The organism is Ammoniphilus sp. YIM 78166, assembly GCF_004522215.1.
Classification (GTDB): domain Bacteria; phylum Bacillota; class Bacilli; order Aneurinibacillales; family RAOX-1; genus YIM-78166.
Genome location: NZ_SDLR01000004.1, coordinates 213,061 through 227,572, shown reverse-complemented (window position 1 = coordinate 227,572; position 14,512 = coordinate 213,061). Strand labels below are relative to the sequence as shown.

General features: G+C 44.4%; 15 protein-coding genes and 1 pseudogene. 15 read left to right on the top strand and 1 reads right to left on the bottom strand.

Annotated elements, in window-relative coordinates; genetic code table 11:
* The first annotated feature begins 1 nt into the window (after nt 1).
* A complete protein-coding gene (rsmI, locus tag EIZ58_RS17725; RefSeq protein ID WP_134702224.1) occupies nt 2–877 on the top strand; it encodes a 16S rRNA (cytidine(1402)-2'-O)-methyltransferase in 876 nt (291 codons plus the stop codon).
* 55 nt (nt 878–932) lie between these two features.
* On the opposite strand, the gene EIZ58_RS17720 is transcribed toward rsmI, so the two are convergent.
* Complete coding sequence (locus EIZ58_RS17720) at nt 933–1,199, bottom strand: AbrB/MazE/SpoVT family DNA-binding domain-containing protein (protein ID WP_134702223.1); 267 nt, start codon at nt 1,197–1,199, stop codon at nt 933–935.
* A gap of 368 nt (nt 1,200–1,567) precedes the next feature.
* On the opposite strand from EIZ58_RS17720, the pseudogene metG reads away from it, so the two are divergent.
* The 14 genes and pseudogenes from metG to glmU all read left to right on the top strand — a co-directional run.
* Nucleotides 1,568–3,574: pseudogene (gene metG, locus EIZ58_RS17715) on the top strand (methionine--tRNA ligase); the annotation flags it as partial.
* A 982-nt stretch (nt 3,575–4,556) separates the two neighbouring features.
* Nucleotides 4,557–5,324: a TatD family hydrolase gene (locus EIZ58_RS17710; RefSeq protein WP_134702852.1), complete on the top strand. Its 768-nt coding sequence runs from the start codon at nt 4,557–4,559 to the stop codon at nt 5,322–5,324.
* A 129-nt stretch (nt 5,325–5,453) separates the two neighbouring features.
* Complete coding sequence (locus tag EIZ58_RS17705; protein WP_134702221.1) at nt 5,454–6,500, top strand: resuscitation-promoting factor; 1,047 nt, start codon at nt 5,454–5,456, stop codon at nt 6,498–6,500.
* A 68-nt stretch (nt 6,501–6,568) separates the two neighbouring features.
* A complete protein-coding gene (rnmV, locus tag EIZ58_RS17700; protein WP_134702220.1) occupies nt 6,569–7,120 on the top strand; it encodes a ribonuclease M5 in 552 nt (183 codons plus the stop codon).
* Nucleotides 7,113–7,988: a 16S rRNA (adenine(1518)-N(6)/adenine(1519)-N(6))-dimethyltransferase RsmA gene (gene rsmA, locus EIZ58_RS17695; protein WP_205672255.1), complete on the top strand. Its 876-nt coding sequence runs from the start codon at nt 7,113–7,115 to the stop codon at nt 7,986–7,988. The genes rnmV and rsmA overlap by 8 nt, the downstream gene beginning before the upstream one ends.
* 39 nt (nt 7,989–8,027) lie before the next feature.
* Complete coding sequence (locus tag EIZ58_RS17690) at nt 8,028–8,507, top strand: ribonuclease H-like YkuK family protein (protein ID WP_134702218.1); 480 nt, start codon at nt 8,028–8,030, stop codon at nt 8,505–8,507.
* 56 nt (nt 8,508–8,563) lie between these two features.
* The gene (yabG, locus tag EIZ58_RS17685; RefSeq protein WP_134702217.1) at nt 8,564–9,454 is read left to right on the top strand and encodes a sporulation peptidase YabG; all 891 of its coding nucleotides are present in this window, start codon (nt 8,564–8,566) and stop codon (nt 9,452–9,454) included.
* Nucleotides 9,455–9,657: 203 nt separating this feature from the next.
* A complete protein-coding gene (gene veg / locus EIZ58_RS17680) occupies nt 9,658–9,933 on the top strand; it encodes a biofilm formation stimulator Veg (protein ID WP_134702216.1) in 276 nt (91 codons plus the stop codon).
* A gap of 111 nt (nt 9,934–10,044) precedes the next feature.
* Entirely contained in the window at nt 10,045–10,227 is a 183-nt protein-coding gene (locus EIZ58_RS17675) for a small, acid-soluble spore protein, alpha/beta type (protein ID WP_134702215.1), read from the top strand.
* Nucleotides 10,228–10,362: 135 nt separating this feature from the next.
* Nucleotides 10,363–11,259, top strand: a complete 897-nt coding sequence (ispE, locus tag EIZ58_RS17670; RefSeq protein WP_134702214.1) for a 4-(cytidine 5'-diphospho)-2-C-methyl-D-erythritol kinase — start codon at nt 10,363–10,365, stop codon at nt 11,257–11,259.
* A 39-nt stretch (nt 11,260–11,298) separates the two neighbouring features.
* Nucleotides 11,299–12,138, top strand: a complete 840-nt coding sequence (gene purR, locus EIZ58_RS17665; protein WP_134702213.1) for a pur operon repressor — start codon at nt 11,299–11,301, stop codon at nt 12,136–12,138.
* 19 nt (nt 12,139–12,157) lie between these two features.
* Complete coding sequence (locus EIZ58_RS17660) at nt 12,158–12,529, top strand: RidA family protein (protein WP_134702212.1); 372 nt, start codon at nt 12,158–12,160, stop codon at nt 12,527–12,529.
* 126 nt (nt 12,530–12,655) lie between these two features.
* Nucleotides 12,656–12,949: a septation regulator SpoVG gene (spoVG, locus tag EIZ58_RS17655; RefSeq protein ID WP_134702211.1), complete on the top strand. Its 294-nt coding sequence runs from the start codon at nt 12,656–12,658 to the stop codon at nt 12,947–12,949.
* Between the two features lie 168 nt (nt 12,950–13,117).
* Nucleotides 13,118–14,497 (top strand): bifunctional UDP-N-acetylglucosamine diphosphorylase/glucosamine-1-phosphate N-acetyltransferase GlmU, encoded by a 1,380-nt coding sequence (glmU, locus tag EIZ58_RS17650; protein ID WP_134702210.1) that lies wholly within the window; start codon nt 13,118–13,120, stop codon nt 14,495–14,497.
* Nucleotides 14,498–14,512 lie beyond the last annotated feature (15 nt).

Below are 14,512 nucleotides of genomic sequence, written 5' to 3'. Positions count from 1 at the left end.
TATGTTTGTACAATCAAGCTTTACCGGCGATAGGTCGGAGCGTGGGGAGTTATATTTGGTGGCTACTCCGATTGGGAACTTACAGGATATTACCGTTCGCGCCTTAGAAACCCTAAAGATGGTTGACGTCATCGCTGCAGAGGATACCCGGCAAACCAAAAAGCTGCTCACCCACTTTGAAATTGACACCAAGCTCATCAGTCACCATGAACACAATAAGGAAGCTAGTATGAAGGGCATTTTACAGTGGCTGCAAGAAGGGAAGAAAATCGCGTTAGTCAGTGACGCCGGTATGCCGGCCATCTCCGATCCGGGCTATGAGTTGGTTCGTGAAGCGGTTCAATGGAGTATTCCCGTTATTCCTATTCCCGGAGCTAATGCTGCGTTAAGTGGTTTAATTGCTTCCGGTCTTCCCACCGATCGATTTATTTTTCTTGGTTTTTTGCCTAGGGATAAAAAGCCGTTGCGGGAAGAGATTCAGCGGTTGAAGGGCTATAAGGAAACTTTAATCTTCTATGAAGCCCCACACCGGATTACGAAGATGCTGGGGGAGCTGCTTGAGGTACTAGGTAACCGACAAGTAACCCTAGCCCGGGAGCTTACCAAAAAGTACGAAGAGTTTATTCGCGGGAGTCTAGAAGAAGTGATCGATCACCTCAAACAGCTAGATCAAATTCGGGGTGAGTTTACCGTTGTGCTGGAGGGAAATACCCAAGGGGAAGAAGAGCCTTCTATAAGCTGGTGGGAGCCGTTAGAGCCTGTGGCTCATGTAGAGGCGTACATCAGCCAAGGCTTGACTTCTAAGGACGCTATCAAAAAGGTGGCCGAAGACAGGCAGGTACCCAAAAGAGAGATCTACAATTTATATCATGGATAAAGGTAAAACGAAAAAAAACCGGGAGTCGGCTCCTGGTTTTTTTATGTATACTTATTTATTTTGCAACAGGCTGCTCTACAAGATCTAATAGCTCTTGGATGCATTCCTTGCTGATCATTTTGCCTTTATAGTGTACAAGGTTTTCCGCATTTCCAGTGAAGATGCAAGATGGTTCATACTTCTTAAGGATGATGCGCTCGCCATCAACGAAAATTTCTAGGGCATCCTTCTCACCGATACCTAGTGTTCTGCGAAGCTCGATAGGAATAACGACACGACCTAGCTCGTCTACCTTACGTACAATTCCTGTGGATTTAAGCATGATAATTTCTCCTCTCAGTTAACCCTCTTTATTTTTTTAGCACCAACTCGCCAAAATTCGACAAAATCAACTTACATTTATAATACCAGCACTTCCAGAAGTAGTCAACAATTAATTTCAATTTACTGGAATAATAAAGATAAATTTAGAAAAAAGAAAAGCTTATAGTTGGTATAATGCGTGATATATTAGGATATTGCTTGTATTTTAAACTAAGAAGTCCTAATTCCAGCAATCACATTGCTGGAAAAATTACTGGAAATTATTTAGTTAAACAACTGTATAATTCGACAAGTATTCGACACTTGACCAATAGAGTAATGTTTTGTATATTTTGGGCAAAGATGAGATAATGGAAAAAGGACTTTTTTCGGATTTGGGAGGAAATGAACGTGTCAACTAATAAAACGTATTATATTACCACGCCTATTTATTACCCTAGCAACAAGCTCCACATTGGGAATGCTTATACCACCATAGCTGCAGATGCTATGGCTCGTTACAAGCGACTGAAAGGGTACGACGTTTACTACTTAACGGGTACCGATGAACATGGACAGAAGTTGCAGCGTCGCGCTGCGGAAGAGGGTTTGCAGCCTTTGGAGTTTATTGATCCTGTTGTGGATTGGATCAAAGATCTTTGGACCAAACTCGATATCTCCTATGATGATTTTATCCGGACAACCCAAGACAGGCACAAGCTTGCAGTAGAAAAGATTTTTCAAAAGCTTGTTGATCAAGGAGATGTCTACCTAGGGGAATATGAAGGCTACTACTGCGTTCCCTGTGAGGCCTTCTGGACGGAGCGTCAGGCGAAGAAAGGGGACAAGTTCCACTGTCCTGATTGTGAACGCGAAATCTCCGTTGTAAAAGAAAAAAGTTACTTTTTCCGCATGTCTAACTATCAAGATCGTTTGCTTGCCTATATTGAACAGCATCCAGAGTTTATTCAACCCGAATCTCGCAGAAACGAAATGGTAAACAACTTCTTGAAGCCCGGCTTAGAGGATTTGTGTGTATCCCGCACCACGTTTGATTGGGGGATTAAGGTTCCCAATGACCCTGAGCATGTGATCTACGTTTGGATCGATGCCTTAGCTAACTATATTACGGCACTCGGCTTTATGTCTGACCAAGATGAGCTTTACAAGAAGTACTGGCCAGCTGATGTTCACTTAATAGGAAAGGATATCCTTCGTTTCCATACGATCTATTGGCCGATTATCTTAATGGCGCTAGATGTTCCCCTTCCGAAAAAGGTGTTTGGCCATGGTTGGCTGCTTATGCCAGACGGTAAAATGTCAAAATCCAAAGGGAATGTTATCGATCCGAAGTTCTTGATCGACCGTTATGGATCTGATGCTATCCGCTACTTCTTGCTCCGAGAGATCGCCTTCGGACAAGATGGCGTATTTACACCTGAAGCGTTCATCCAGCGCTTAAACTTTGACTTGGCCAACGATTTAGGGAACTTAGTCAGTCGAACCGTCGCCATGGTGGATAAGTATTTTGACGGTGTGATCCCGGCTCCTACACAGCCAGGTGAGTACGATGAGCCACTTCAGCAATTGGCAATGAAAACCGTGGAGCTGGTAGAGCAGCATTTAGACGAAATGCGCTTCAGCAATGCACTCACCCACTTATGGGAATTGGTAGGGAAGACAAACAAGTATATTGATGAGACATTGCCTTGGAACCTCGCTAAAGATGAAGCGAACCGTGAGCGTCTCGGTACTGTTCTCTACAACTTGGCAGAGAGCATCCGGATAACCTCTGTTCTTTTGCAACCGTTCGTGACGCAAACGCCAACCAAAATTTGGACTCAACTAGGCTTGCCAACTGATGCAAAGGAGCTTCAATGGGAAAGCGCCAAACAATGGGGCTCATTGCCTGCCGGAGTCAAGGTGAACCGCACGGAGATGTTGTTCCCACGCCTAGAGCTCGAGGTAGAGATTGCGGCAATTGATGAAAATACAGCCGCTGCCCGTAAGCAAGCGGAAGAAAATAAAAAGCAGAACGAAGCTGCTAAAGTCATAGAGAAACCAGAAACGGAAGAAATTTTGATCGACGACTTCATGAAAGTAGATCTGCGCGTCGCCCAGGTTTTATCTGCTGAGCCGGTACCTAAAGCAGACAAATTGCTTAAGCTTCAACTTGACCTCGGCTATGAGCAGCGCCAAGTTGTCTCTGGAATTGCGAAATTCTATAAGCCGGAAGAACTAGTAGGCAAGAAAGTCATTTGCGTCACCAACTTAAAGCCTGTGAAGCTGCGTGGAGAGATCTCCAATGGAATGATTTTAGCGGCATCCGAGGGGGATCAACTTACCCTGGCTAGTGTACCGGCTGATATGCCGAATGGAGCGAAGGTGAAGTAGGAGCTCGCCGAGCGCAATTGATGAGAGGAATAACCGGAGTAAGTCCGGTTAAATGGATCACGTGAACGAATTTCTCTGAAATAGTCGGACTAGCTCCGGTTAAACAGAGCGGGAGCCGCCCAAAACCGGTTCTAGCCACCAATTAACCGGAGATTCTCCGACTATTCCGGCTTGGACCGAGACGTTTCCAAGAAACAGGCGGAAAATCTACGCTTATATTGGTCCTCCGCCCTAGAAACTAACCGAAGAAATCGTGTGAATGAGCGATTTCTTCGGTTATATTTTTGACCTAGTAGGAAGGTTATCTTGTTGGGCAGGGGACGCGTTCCTCTAAGTTGGCCGAATGTCACAAAACTAAATAGTTTGATCCCATACCCGTAATGATTCCAAGTAAGCTGGAGTTTTTTCGAGGTTTTGTGTGATTTTAGTCTGGTTTTTAGAACGGCAATCTAAACTTTGATTTAGAGCCGCCCATTTCAAGCTGTTTTTTAGGTAATCAGGCTTTTCTTTTTCATCCTGGCCTGGTCGGGGAGCGGATGGCTACCGTTCAGGTTCGGATGCTCACGAAAATTCAGATATGCTCACGGAAATGTGGTGGATGCTCACGAAGAAAGGTCGTTTGCTCACGTACCAGGTAACATTCCAAATAATTCACGTCTTTTGATCACAAAACTAAGTAGTTTGGTTCCATACCGGTAATGATTGCAAGTAGGTGGAGCACCTGAGTACCGCAAACCCGCGGTTCGTGCCCTGAACGTGGCTGATCACTCGCGTTCGGATCCGGGTGCTCACGTACCAGGTACCATTTTCAAATCATTCACGTCTTTTGATCACAAAACCAAGTCGTTTGGTCCCAAACCGATAATGTTTCCAAGTAAGCTGGATCACCTTGCTTGCTAAAACATTGTTTTTTCCTATCGAACCATGTCAACTTTTAAACAAATAATGATGGATTTCGACAATGAAGAAAGGCGGTGTTTCGATGCTTTTCGACACCCATGCACATCTAAATGCAGAACAATTTAACGAGGATCAAGAAGAAGTGATTCGACGAGCAAAGGAAAATGGGGTGACTCGGATTGTAAATATTGGGTTTAACCGAGAGACGATTCCGACTTCTGTGGCTCTAGCTGAAAAATATGATTTTATCTATACGGCTGTTGGCTGGCATCCACAAGATGCGAAGGATATGCTTGAAGAGGACTATGATTGGCTTCGAGAGCTGAGCAAGCATGAGAAGGTAGTGGCGATTGGGGAGATTGGGCTAGATTACTATTGGGATACCTCCCCTCGGGATATTCAGCAGGTTGTGTTCCGTCGGCAGATCCAATTGGCCAAGGAACTTAAGCTGCCTATTGTCATACATAATCGTGACGCTCATCAGGATGTTGTAGATATCTTGAGGGAGGAGAATGCAGCAGAGGTTGGCGGCATCATGCACTGCTTCTCTGGAAGTTTGGAAATGGCCAAACAATGCTTGGATATGAATTTCTATATTTCCTTCGGTGGGCCGGTTACGTTTAAGAATGCGAAAAAACCAAAGGAAATTGCTCAGGAAATTCCACTCGATAGACTTCTAATTGAAACCGACTGTCCCTATTTGACACCGGAGCCGTATAGAGGGAAACGGAACGAAACGGGCTATGTTCGGTATGTGGCAGAAGCGATTGCACAACTGAGAGGGATGAGTACGGAAGAATTGGCCTATCATACCATGGAGAATGCCAAAAGATTGTTTAAGGTTCAATAAAAGTTGGTCCTCCTCATTCGACAAGCGGGAGCCTCGGCTTTGTCGAACTCAGCTGTAAAGTTTTGGTTTGACAAAAAGAAAGGTGTCAACTAAAATGAACTCAACTTGAAGAGGAGGACAAATAGGAATATGGAACCAGGAAAAACTTTCCCGCTTCAGCGGAACGTTTCTTTCACGGTTAGCATCCTTGCCGCACTTTTCATCACGGCTGCTTGCATCTGGGTATACCTAGCTAACCAACCGAAGCAAGTGGAATTTGTACATAACCAAGAGTCCCGGCTCGTCGAGACGAAGGCTCAGACGGTTGAAGAGTTTTTAATCGAACAGCACGTACTTATTGATGAATATGATGTAATTGAACCAAGTAAGACTGAACCAGTAAAGCAAGGTCTGAAGATCTCTTATACGGATAAATGGCCTGTGACCATCCAAGAAGGGGAACAGGAAAAGGAGATCGTTACGAATCAGCTAACGGTTGCCGATGTACTAGAAGAACAACAGATTTCATTAGGAGAATGGGATCGTACGGAGCCTGTTGCCACGTCACAGGTTAAGCCGGAAGGGATCATAGCGATCACCAGAGTAGTGAAAGAAATCGTAGAAGAAGAGCAGAAGGTTCCTTTTAACGAGGTCAAGCGGAAAGACTATTTGTTAGGGCAGGGTGAACAAAAGGTCATTCAGGAAGGTCGAGAAGGAAAGGCTGTTCAGCGATATGAAGTGGTTTATGAAAATGGAAAAGAAGCATCAAGGACCTTAGTGGAGACCAAAGTGATCCAGACCAAGCAGGATCGGGTAGTCGCCATTGGAACACTCACCACTGTTTCTCGTGGAGGGGTTAATTTTGCTGCTCGGAAGGTCCTAAACAACGTGGTATTAACCGCTTATAGTTCAGGGGTATCCCACACGGGAAAAGGACCTGATCACCCCCAATACGGCATTACGGCTACAGGCAAGCGAGCTCAAGAAGGGAGAACGATTGCTGTAGATCCTAGTGTTATACCAATGGGAACATGGGTCTACATTGAAGGTGTAGGATTCCGTAGAGCTGAGGATAAAGGCGGGGCGGTAAAAGGCAATAAGATTGATATCTTTTTTGAAAATGATCTGGCTGCTCATCGATTTGGAAAAAGGAAATCAAAAGCTGTGTATGTGATTGGCAAAACCAAACCAGAATAAATAGTAAAGATTGGCTGTGTTCCATTGCGACACAGCCTTTTTAGCCGTAAAAGGAGCGTTATGGACAAATGATTAAAGAAGTCATCGTTGTGGAAGGTAAATCAGATACCAATGTGATTCGCCGAGCGGTTGGTGCTGATACGATAGAGACGGGGGGATCGGCCATTCCTGAATCCGTCATTAAAAGAATTAAGATCGCTCAGGAAAAAAGAGGCGTTATTATTTTTACGGATCCTGACTATCCGGGTGAAAGGATTCGAAAAATCATTAGTCAGGCAGTGCCTGGCTGTAAGCATGCTTTTATTACCCGGGATCAGGGGAAGGGAAAGCGAAATTTAGGTGTGGAAAACGCGACTGATGAAGTCATTAGAAATGCTTTAGCGGAAGTAAGGACGGAGGTACAGGGACTTTATCAGGAGGAAATTACACTCCAGGACCTCGTGAATGCCGGGTTGATAGGAACGGATGAAGCGAGTGAGAGGAGAAGGCTGTTGGGTGAGTATTTAGGGATTGGTTATGCCAACGGAAAGCAAATACATAAGCGTTTGAACCAATTTCAAATCTCCAAAAGAGAGTTTGAGGCCGCATTAGAAACCTTGAGAGGTGACCTGGATGAATAAAGATATTGCAACGCCAACGAGAACAAAAGAGATCTTGAAAAAATATGGCTTCTCTTTCAAGAAAAGCTTAGGACAAAATTTTCTCATTGATACAAATATCCTGCATAATATTGTAAAGACAGCCTCCCTTGATGAGACGAAGGCTGCCTTGGAAATTGGACCTGGTATTGGTGCGTTAACAGAGCATTTGGCAAGAGCAGCAGGCAAGGTTGTAGCGATTGAACTTGATCAACGTCTACTTCCTATTCTTTCGGATACGCTGGAGCCTTATCCCAATACAGAGGTTGTTCATGGCGACGTGTTGAAGGTCGACCTTAGAAAGCTGTTTCGAGAGAAGTTTGCGGCTTATCCGAAGGTAAATGTGGTAGCGAATCTGCCTTATTATGTGACAAGTCCGATCTTGATGAGGCTACTAGAAGAGGAGCTTCCTCTAGAGAATATTGTAGTGATGATGCAGAAGGAAGTTGCTGAACGTATCGCTGCAGCCCCTGGAGGCAAGGAGTATGGAGCCTTAAGTATTATGGCGCAGTATTACGCCGAGCCGGAGATTGCCATGATTGTGCCGCACAGCGTCTTTATTCCCCAGCCGAACGTTGATTCTGCCGTATTGAAACTCGCCGTCAGAGAGAAGCCTCCGGTAGAAGTCGTGAGTCGAAAAATGTTGTTTAAAGTGATCAAGGCAAGCTTTGCCCAACGAAGAAAAACCATCTATAACAACCTGATGGGCTCGATTTTTGGTAAGGACCAGCGGGAGCTGTTGCTTGACGTGCTGCAACGGGCTGAGGTTGATCCATCAAGAAGGGGGGAGACGCTAAGCATAGCGGAATTTGCAAGGCTTAGTAACCTAATAGCAGAAGCTGGAGTATAATGGTATACGACTGACTCTTAAATCCAAGGAGGTAGCGAATTGGATTTTATAAGCCCGACCATGGGAATGCTTGGGGAGCAGCAGGTATTGAACTATATAAAAAGCTACGTTCGTGAGGACCCAAAAGCTGATTATAAGATCGTCATAGGAACCGACTCTCAGACCAGTTCAGAAAAAACCTTGTATGTCACTGCAGTCATTATCCACCGGGTGGGAAAAGGGGCGAGGTTCTTCTTTTGTAAGTGGAAGGCCAAGCCAATGTATGATCTAAGAACAAGAATATATAAAGAAACCGAACTGAGCCTTAGGGTAATGGATCGGTTGAAAGAAAATGGGATAACGGAAATAGTAGCCCAATGGCCAGTCGAAATTCACCTCGATGTTGGCCATCAAGGAGAAACCAGGATGCTGATTCAAGAAGTTGTCGGCTGGGTTTCCTCCGTAGGGTACAAGGCTATTATCAAGCCGTATTCCTACGGGGCAAGTTCTGTGGCCGACCGATTTACAAAATCAGGGTAGAACCAGAAACCTAAACACCCTTCTCCACATATATTGGCATGGAGGAGGGTGTTTCTATGTCTATTCGCGTTGGTGACATTGTTACAAGAAATTCCTATGGTAACGATATTTTCTTCACGGTCATTAGCCTTCAGGACGACGGGAAGGTTGCGATATTGCAAGGGCTGGAGTTTAGGCTTGTAGCTGACGCTCCGATGGACGACTTGAAAAAGATCGACCCTCAGACCCTGCAGAAAGAGCTAGAGAAAAGCATGGTCAAAAGCCAAGAGTCACTTCGGCTGATCCAGCAAGAAAGAAGGCTGATGAGAGAGAAAAATACCTATCAGCAGATGGGCTATACGGGAAGATCGGAAGAGAATAATGTGACCTTTGAGATCCCTGGTTCTGTCCTTCATTTGGATGGAGATGGGCGATATCTAGAGAAGTGCTTAATCATGTACCGGGAACTAGGGATTAAGGTACATGGCTTTCATCTCATGGAAAAGGATATGCCCACATATACAGCAAGGCTGTTACAGAAGTATCAGCCCAATATTCTAATATTAACCGGTCACGATTCATATAGAAGACATCATGGCGACCTCGCCTCTTTAGATAGTTATCGGAACTCTCGTTACTTCGTTCAAGCCGTCCAAGAAGCTAGACGGTATGAACGGAACCATGATCGACTTGTAATCTTTGCAGGTGCATGTCAATCAAATTTTGAAAGCATCTTAGATGCGGGAGCGAATTTTGCTAGCTCTCCACGCCGAATCAACATTCATACGCTAGACCCCGTCTATATCGCAGAGCGAGTCGCATTTACTTCGGTCAGAGAAACGGTGAACGTTTTTGAAGTTGCAAAAAACACGATTACGGGAATTGATGGATTAGGTGGGATTGAAACTTTCGGCACATTTCGACTTGGATTGCCGATTACAGAAACGATGAAAAAAGAAAAATGGTAACACAAAGAGCCTACGGAACGGGATAAAATCGGATTCCCGTTCCGTAGGTTTTTTTATGTGTAAACTATTCATACGACAGAGTGTAGAATCCTGTAAAACAATATTCATTGACAATTTGTTCGTCCGATTGCTATAATTATCAATTTATTTGACATACTAACCTTATGTTGTTATAATCATTAACAAGTGAGGTGGTCATGCACATGGCAAATAATGCGTTAATGGATATTAAGCGCAGTTTAGACAATCATCTGGGTGAGCGTATTGTACTTCGAGCTAATGGAGGTCGTCGTAAGACGGTGGAACGTACAGGCATCTTGGAATCCACCTATCCATCCGTTTTTATTGTCCGATTGGACGAAGACCGGCACACCTTTGAGCGTGTTTCTTATAGCTATGCAGATATTTTGACCGAGACTGTTATGCTAACAGTTTGTCCATCTGAGCAAGAACAGATTCCGATAAGTGGCTTACAGTAGCAGTAGAACATTTACCGTTCTACTGTTTTTTGCACTTGTTGATATTTTTATACATACAAGTCCATACTAACGAATATGGGGAGGTCATACCTTAATCTAAGGAGGGCTACTATGAGTCGCAGACGCGGAATTATGTCCGACCAGTTTAAGATGGAATTAGCTAAGGATCTTGGCATCTACGACACTGTTCAAAAAGAAGGTTGGGGTGGAATCACCACTCGGGATGCAGGAAACTTGGTGAAACGGGCCATCCAAATTGCCGAACAGACTCTAGCCAACCAAACGCAGAAGTAAGTAAGATTTCCCGTAGAAACTGAAGGCCTATGTCTTCAGTTTCTTTTCTATATAAAGGTTGCAGCGTAACTGGAATCCCAAACCTACAAATGCTAAAATGAAAGGTATTATTGACATAGTGAGCGGGTGAAACTTGTGAGGATATCAATGAAAGCCCCAGCAAAAATTAATCTAACGCTGGATGTTTTGGGGAAACGTGAGGATGGGTATCATGAAGTTGAAATGGTGATGACGACCATCGACTTGGCAGACCGAATCGATATTTACCCCCGAGAGGATAATCGCATTACGATTGATTGCTCTGCGTGCTTTGTTCCATTGGGTGAGAAGAACCATGTCTATCAGATTGCCCAATTGCTACGAACCAAGCTAGGAATCACGAAGGGAGTCCATTTTTACATACATAAGCGAATCCCTGTTGCTGCTGGCTTGGCGGGAGGAAGCAGCGATGCGGCAGCAGCGATAAAGGGATTGAATAAATTATGGGGCTTAGGCTTGAGTGTTGAGGAAATGGCGGAGATTGGCTCTGAGGTAGGATCTGACGTTGCTTTTTGCGTGCATGGAGGTACGGCGTTAGCAAAAGGAAGAGGAGAGAAGATTACCCCTCTTGCTTCCCCTCCTCCATCTTGGGTGATTTTGGCCAAGCCTCCAATTGGGGTTTCTACAGCGGAAATTTACGGGAAATTATCGATGAATGAAGTGAATAAGTACCCTGCCAGATCTCATGAAATGGTCCAAGCCATCCAAAATCGTGACTATCAAGCGGTTTACCAAACACTAGGGAATCATTTAGAGACGGTTACGCTGTCTCTTTATCCAGAGGTTCGGAGGTTAAAGGAACAGATGTCCCGATTTGGGGCGGATGCTTCTCTCATGTCGGGTAGCGGGCCTACTGTGTTCAGTTTGGTAGATAAGGAATCAAGGGTTAGTCGGATCTACAACGGTCTTCGTGGCTTCTGTAAAGATGTGTTTGCTGTTAGGATCTTGGGTGATAAATATCCAGCAAGCTTGCAAAAAACCGTACATAAATGATATATTTGCATCATAATATTCGGTTATTGGAGGCGTGTTATGGAGAAAAAACTAAGAAGGAGCGCTCGGTTGGTCGATATGACTCAACATCTGCTCGCCAATCCCTATCGCTTAATTCCTTTAACATTGTTTGCAGAAGAATTTGGATCTGCCAAGTCATCCATTAGTGAGGACCTTTCGATTATTAAAGAGCTATTTGAATATAAAGGTATCGGAGTATTAAAGACAGTAGCTGGAGCAGCGGGCGGAGTAAAGTATATTCCGATGATTAATAGGGGGCTGGCTGTACAGGTAGTGGAAGAGATTTGCCAGCGTCTAGAACATCCGGATCGCTTGCTTCCAGGCGGATACCTTTATATGTCAGATATCCTTGGAGACCCCGAGAAATTAAACAAAATCGGAAAGATTATGGCAACGGTGTTCGCCGAAAAGGAAATTGATGTTGTCATGACGGTCGAAACAAAGGGGATTCCCTTAGCGTATGCGACAGCGAACTATCTGAATGTACCTGTGGTGATTGTTCGTCGGGACAGCAAGGTTACGGAAGGGTCTGTCGTCAGCATAAACTACGTTTCCGGATCTAGTAAGCGGATCCAAACCATGTCACTAGCAAGAAGAGTGCTGCAGGAGAATTCTAGAGTGTTAATTATTGATGATTACATGAAGGCAGGCGGAACCGTTCGTGGGATGGTGGATCTCATGAAGGAGTTTAACGCGGCGGTAGTGGGCATTGGTGTGTTTGTAGAAGCAGCGGAAGTAGAAGAACGCTTAGTAGAGGACGAAGAGTATATTTCTTTAGCTCGGGTTTCTCAATTGGACATGAGGGATAAAGAAATTAAAGTGGTCCCAGGCAATTTTGTAAATCAAATCGATTTTTAGCCTATAGGAGGAGAAACAAATGGAAACCATTCAGACAGACAAAGCACCACAAGCGATCGGCCCTTATTCGCAAGCAGTTAAAGTAGGGAACGTCGTGTATACCTCTGGAAATATCCCTTTAAGAGCAGATGGAACCCTGGAGGATGGCTCGGTCGAAGCCCAAACTCACCAAGTTTTTAAAAACCTGCAAGCTGTACTAGAAGCAGCTGGTAGCAGCTTGGATAAGGTAGTAAAAACCACCGTTTTTATTAAAAATATGGATGATTTTGGTAGAATTAACGAGGTGTATGCCGGTTATTTCACCGCTAATAAGCCTGCACGATCCACGGTGGAAGTCGCTCGTTTACCGAAGGATGTTGCAATTGAAATCGAAGCTATTGCCCTCATTTAAGCTATTAGTTGTCTAATTTGGTCGAAAAATTAATCATTAATTTACAAAAAATCAGAAGGAATTTATTTTGCCTTTGACGAATTAAGTGTAACATGCACATATATTGGTAAAAGGTGGTGTTACTTGATGGAAGTGACAGATGTTAGACTCCGCCGCGTAAATACGGATGGGCGTATGAAGGCAATTTGTTCCATTACCATTGATAACGAATTCGTAGTTCATGATATTCGAGTTATCGACGGTAATAACGGCATGTTCGTCGCGATGCCTAGTAAGCGTACTCCGGATGGAGAGTTTAGAGATATTGCTCATCCTATTTCTTCTACCACACGTGAGAAGATTCAGGCGGCTGTGTTGTCTGAGTACGAGCGCGTAGGCATTGAAGAAGAGCACGAAGAGCAACTGGTAGAAGGAGCATAGCAACAATGGAGAGGACCTCAAGATTTGAGGTCTTTTTTTCTGTACATAAGTTTAATCCTTGCTCTTGAAAACAAATATTGATTGAGATATAGTCAGTATGGGGTTCCTTCGTTTTTTTGAGGTACCCTATTAGAATGTATAAAAATCCTTTCATATATGGAGGCTACCATGCAGCATCATAAATATGCGGTGGTTTTGGCAGCAGGCCAGGGCACTCGGATGAAATCGAAGCTCTATAAAGTGTTACACCCTGTTTGTGGGAAGCCTATGGTTCAACATATTGTCCATCGATTAGAAGCTCTTGCTATGGATCAAATTGTGGTCGTGGTAGGGCATGGAGCCGAACAGGTAAAGAACCAACTAGGTTCATCTGTTGATTACGCGTTTCAGGAAAAGCAATTAGGTACCGCTCATGCGGTTAAGATGTGCAGCGAGCAGCTTCGCGGTAAGCAGGGTACAACAATTGTAGTTACGGGAGATACACCCTTAATTCGAGAGGAAACTCTCCATCGTTTAATGACCCATCACGCCGAGACACAGGCTGCGGCTACGGTGTTGACCACGGTTCTAGCCGATCCTACAGGATATGGAAGAATCGTAAGAAACGAGCAAGGTCATGTGGAACGCATTGTTGAGCATAAAGACACCAATGAGCAGGAAAGAGCCATTGGAGAAATTAGCACGGGGATTTTTTGCTTTGACAATCAACTCCTATTCGCTGCCCTTGACCAAGTAAACAATAATAACGCCCAGGGAGAGTATTATCTACCGGATGTTATAGGGATACTAAAGGGACAAAATCAAATTATATCGGCTTATTTGACAGAAGATGTAGAAGACGGGATGGGTGTAAATGATCGTGTACAGCTCGCTTACGCCGAACAAATTCTTCGCAGAAGAATTAATGAGGGACACATGCGTAATGGAGTCACGATTATCGATCCTCATTCTACTTACATTGAATCCGATGTCGTGATCGGGCCGGATACGGTCATTCAACCGAATACGTTCCTCCGTGGAAAAACGGTCATTGGCTCTGATTGTACGATCGGACCTAATGCAGACTTGACCGATGTTCAAGTAGAAAATGGGGTAAGCATTCAATATTCTGTCATCGTGAAAAGTACCGTTCGACAAGTTGCCTCGGTTGGGCCTTTTGCTTACATAAGACCTGGTTCAGATGTGGGAGAACACGTAAAGGTCGGAGACTTCGTAGAATTAAAAAACACACGTATCGGTAACCACTCCAAAGTATCCCACCTATCTTATTTAGGTGACGCTGAAGTAGGGGAACATGTGAATGTAGGATGTGGTACGATAACCGTGAACTATGACGGTGTGAAGAAGCATAAGACGGAAATTGGCGATCATTCCTTTATTGGTTGTAATTCGAATTTAATCGCACCTGTCATTATTGGCGAAGGCTCTTATGTTGCAGCGGGCTCAACCATTAATCGCAATGTACCCGATGACGCGTTGGCGATCGCTCGTGTGCGTCAGGATAATAAAGAAGGCTATGCTAAGAAGTTACTACGCAAGGAAAAATAGGTTGGAGGTTATAAG

Coding starts and splice junctions, on each gene's coding strand:
- rsmI (WP_134702224.1), top strand. CDS start 2: ATGTTTGTACAATCAAGCTTTACCGGCGATAGGTCGGAGCGTGGGGAG.
- EIZ58_RS17720 (WP_134702223.1), bottom strand. CDS start 1,199: ATGCTTAAATCCACAGGAATTGTACGTAAGGTAGACGAGCTAGGTCGT.
- EIZ58_RS17710 (WP_134702852.1), top strand. CDS start 4,557: ATGCTTTTCGACACCCATGCACATCTAAATGCAGAACAATTTAACGAG.
- EIZ58_RS17705 (WP_134702221.1), top strand. CDS start 5,454: ATGGAACCAGGAAAAACTTTCCCGCTTCAGCGGAACGTTTCTTTCACG.
- rnmV (WP_134702220.1), top strand. CDS start 6,569: ATGATTAAAGAAGTCATCGTTGTGGAAGGTAAATCAGATACCAATGTG.
- rsmA (WP_205672255.1), top strand. CDS start 7,113: ATGAATAAAGATATTGCAACGCCAACGAGAACAAAAGAGATCTTGAAA.
- yabG (WP_134702217.1), top strand. CDS start 8,564: ATGTCTATTCGCGTTGGTGACATTGTTACAAGAAATTCCTATGGTAAC.
- veg (WP_134702216.1), top strand. CDS start 9,658: ATGGCAAATAATGCGTTAATGGATATTAAGCGCAGTTTAGACAATCAT.
- EIZ58_RS17675 (WP_134702215.1), top strand. CDS start 10,045: ATGAGTCGCAGACGCGGAATTATGTCCGACCAGTTTAAGATGGAATTA.
- purR (WP_134702213.1), top strand. CDS start 11,299: ATGGAGAAAAAACTAAGAAGGAGCGCTCGGTTGGTCGATATGACTCAA.
- EIZ58_RS17660 (WP_134702212.1), top strand. CDS start 12,158: ATGGAAACCATTCAGACAGACAAAGCACCACAAGCGATCGGCCCTTAT.
- spoVG (WP_134702211.1), top strand. CDS start 12,656: ATGGAAGTGACAGATGTTAGACTCCGCCGCGTAAATACGGATGGGCGT.
- glmU (WP_134702210.1), top strand. CDS start 13,118: ATGCAGCATCATAAATATGCGGTGGTTTTGGCAGCAGGCCAGGGCACT.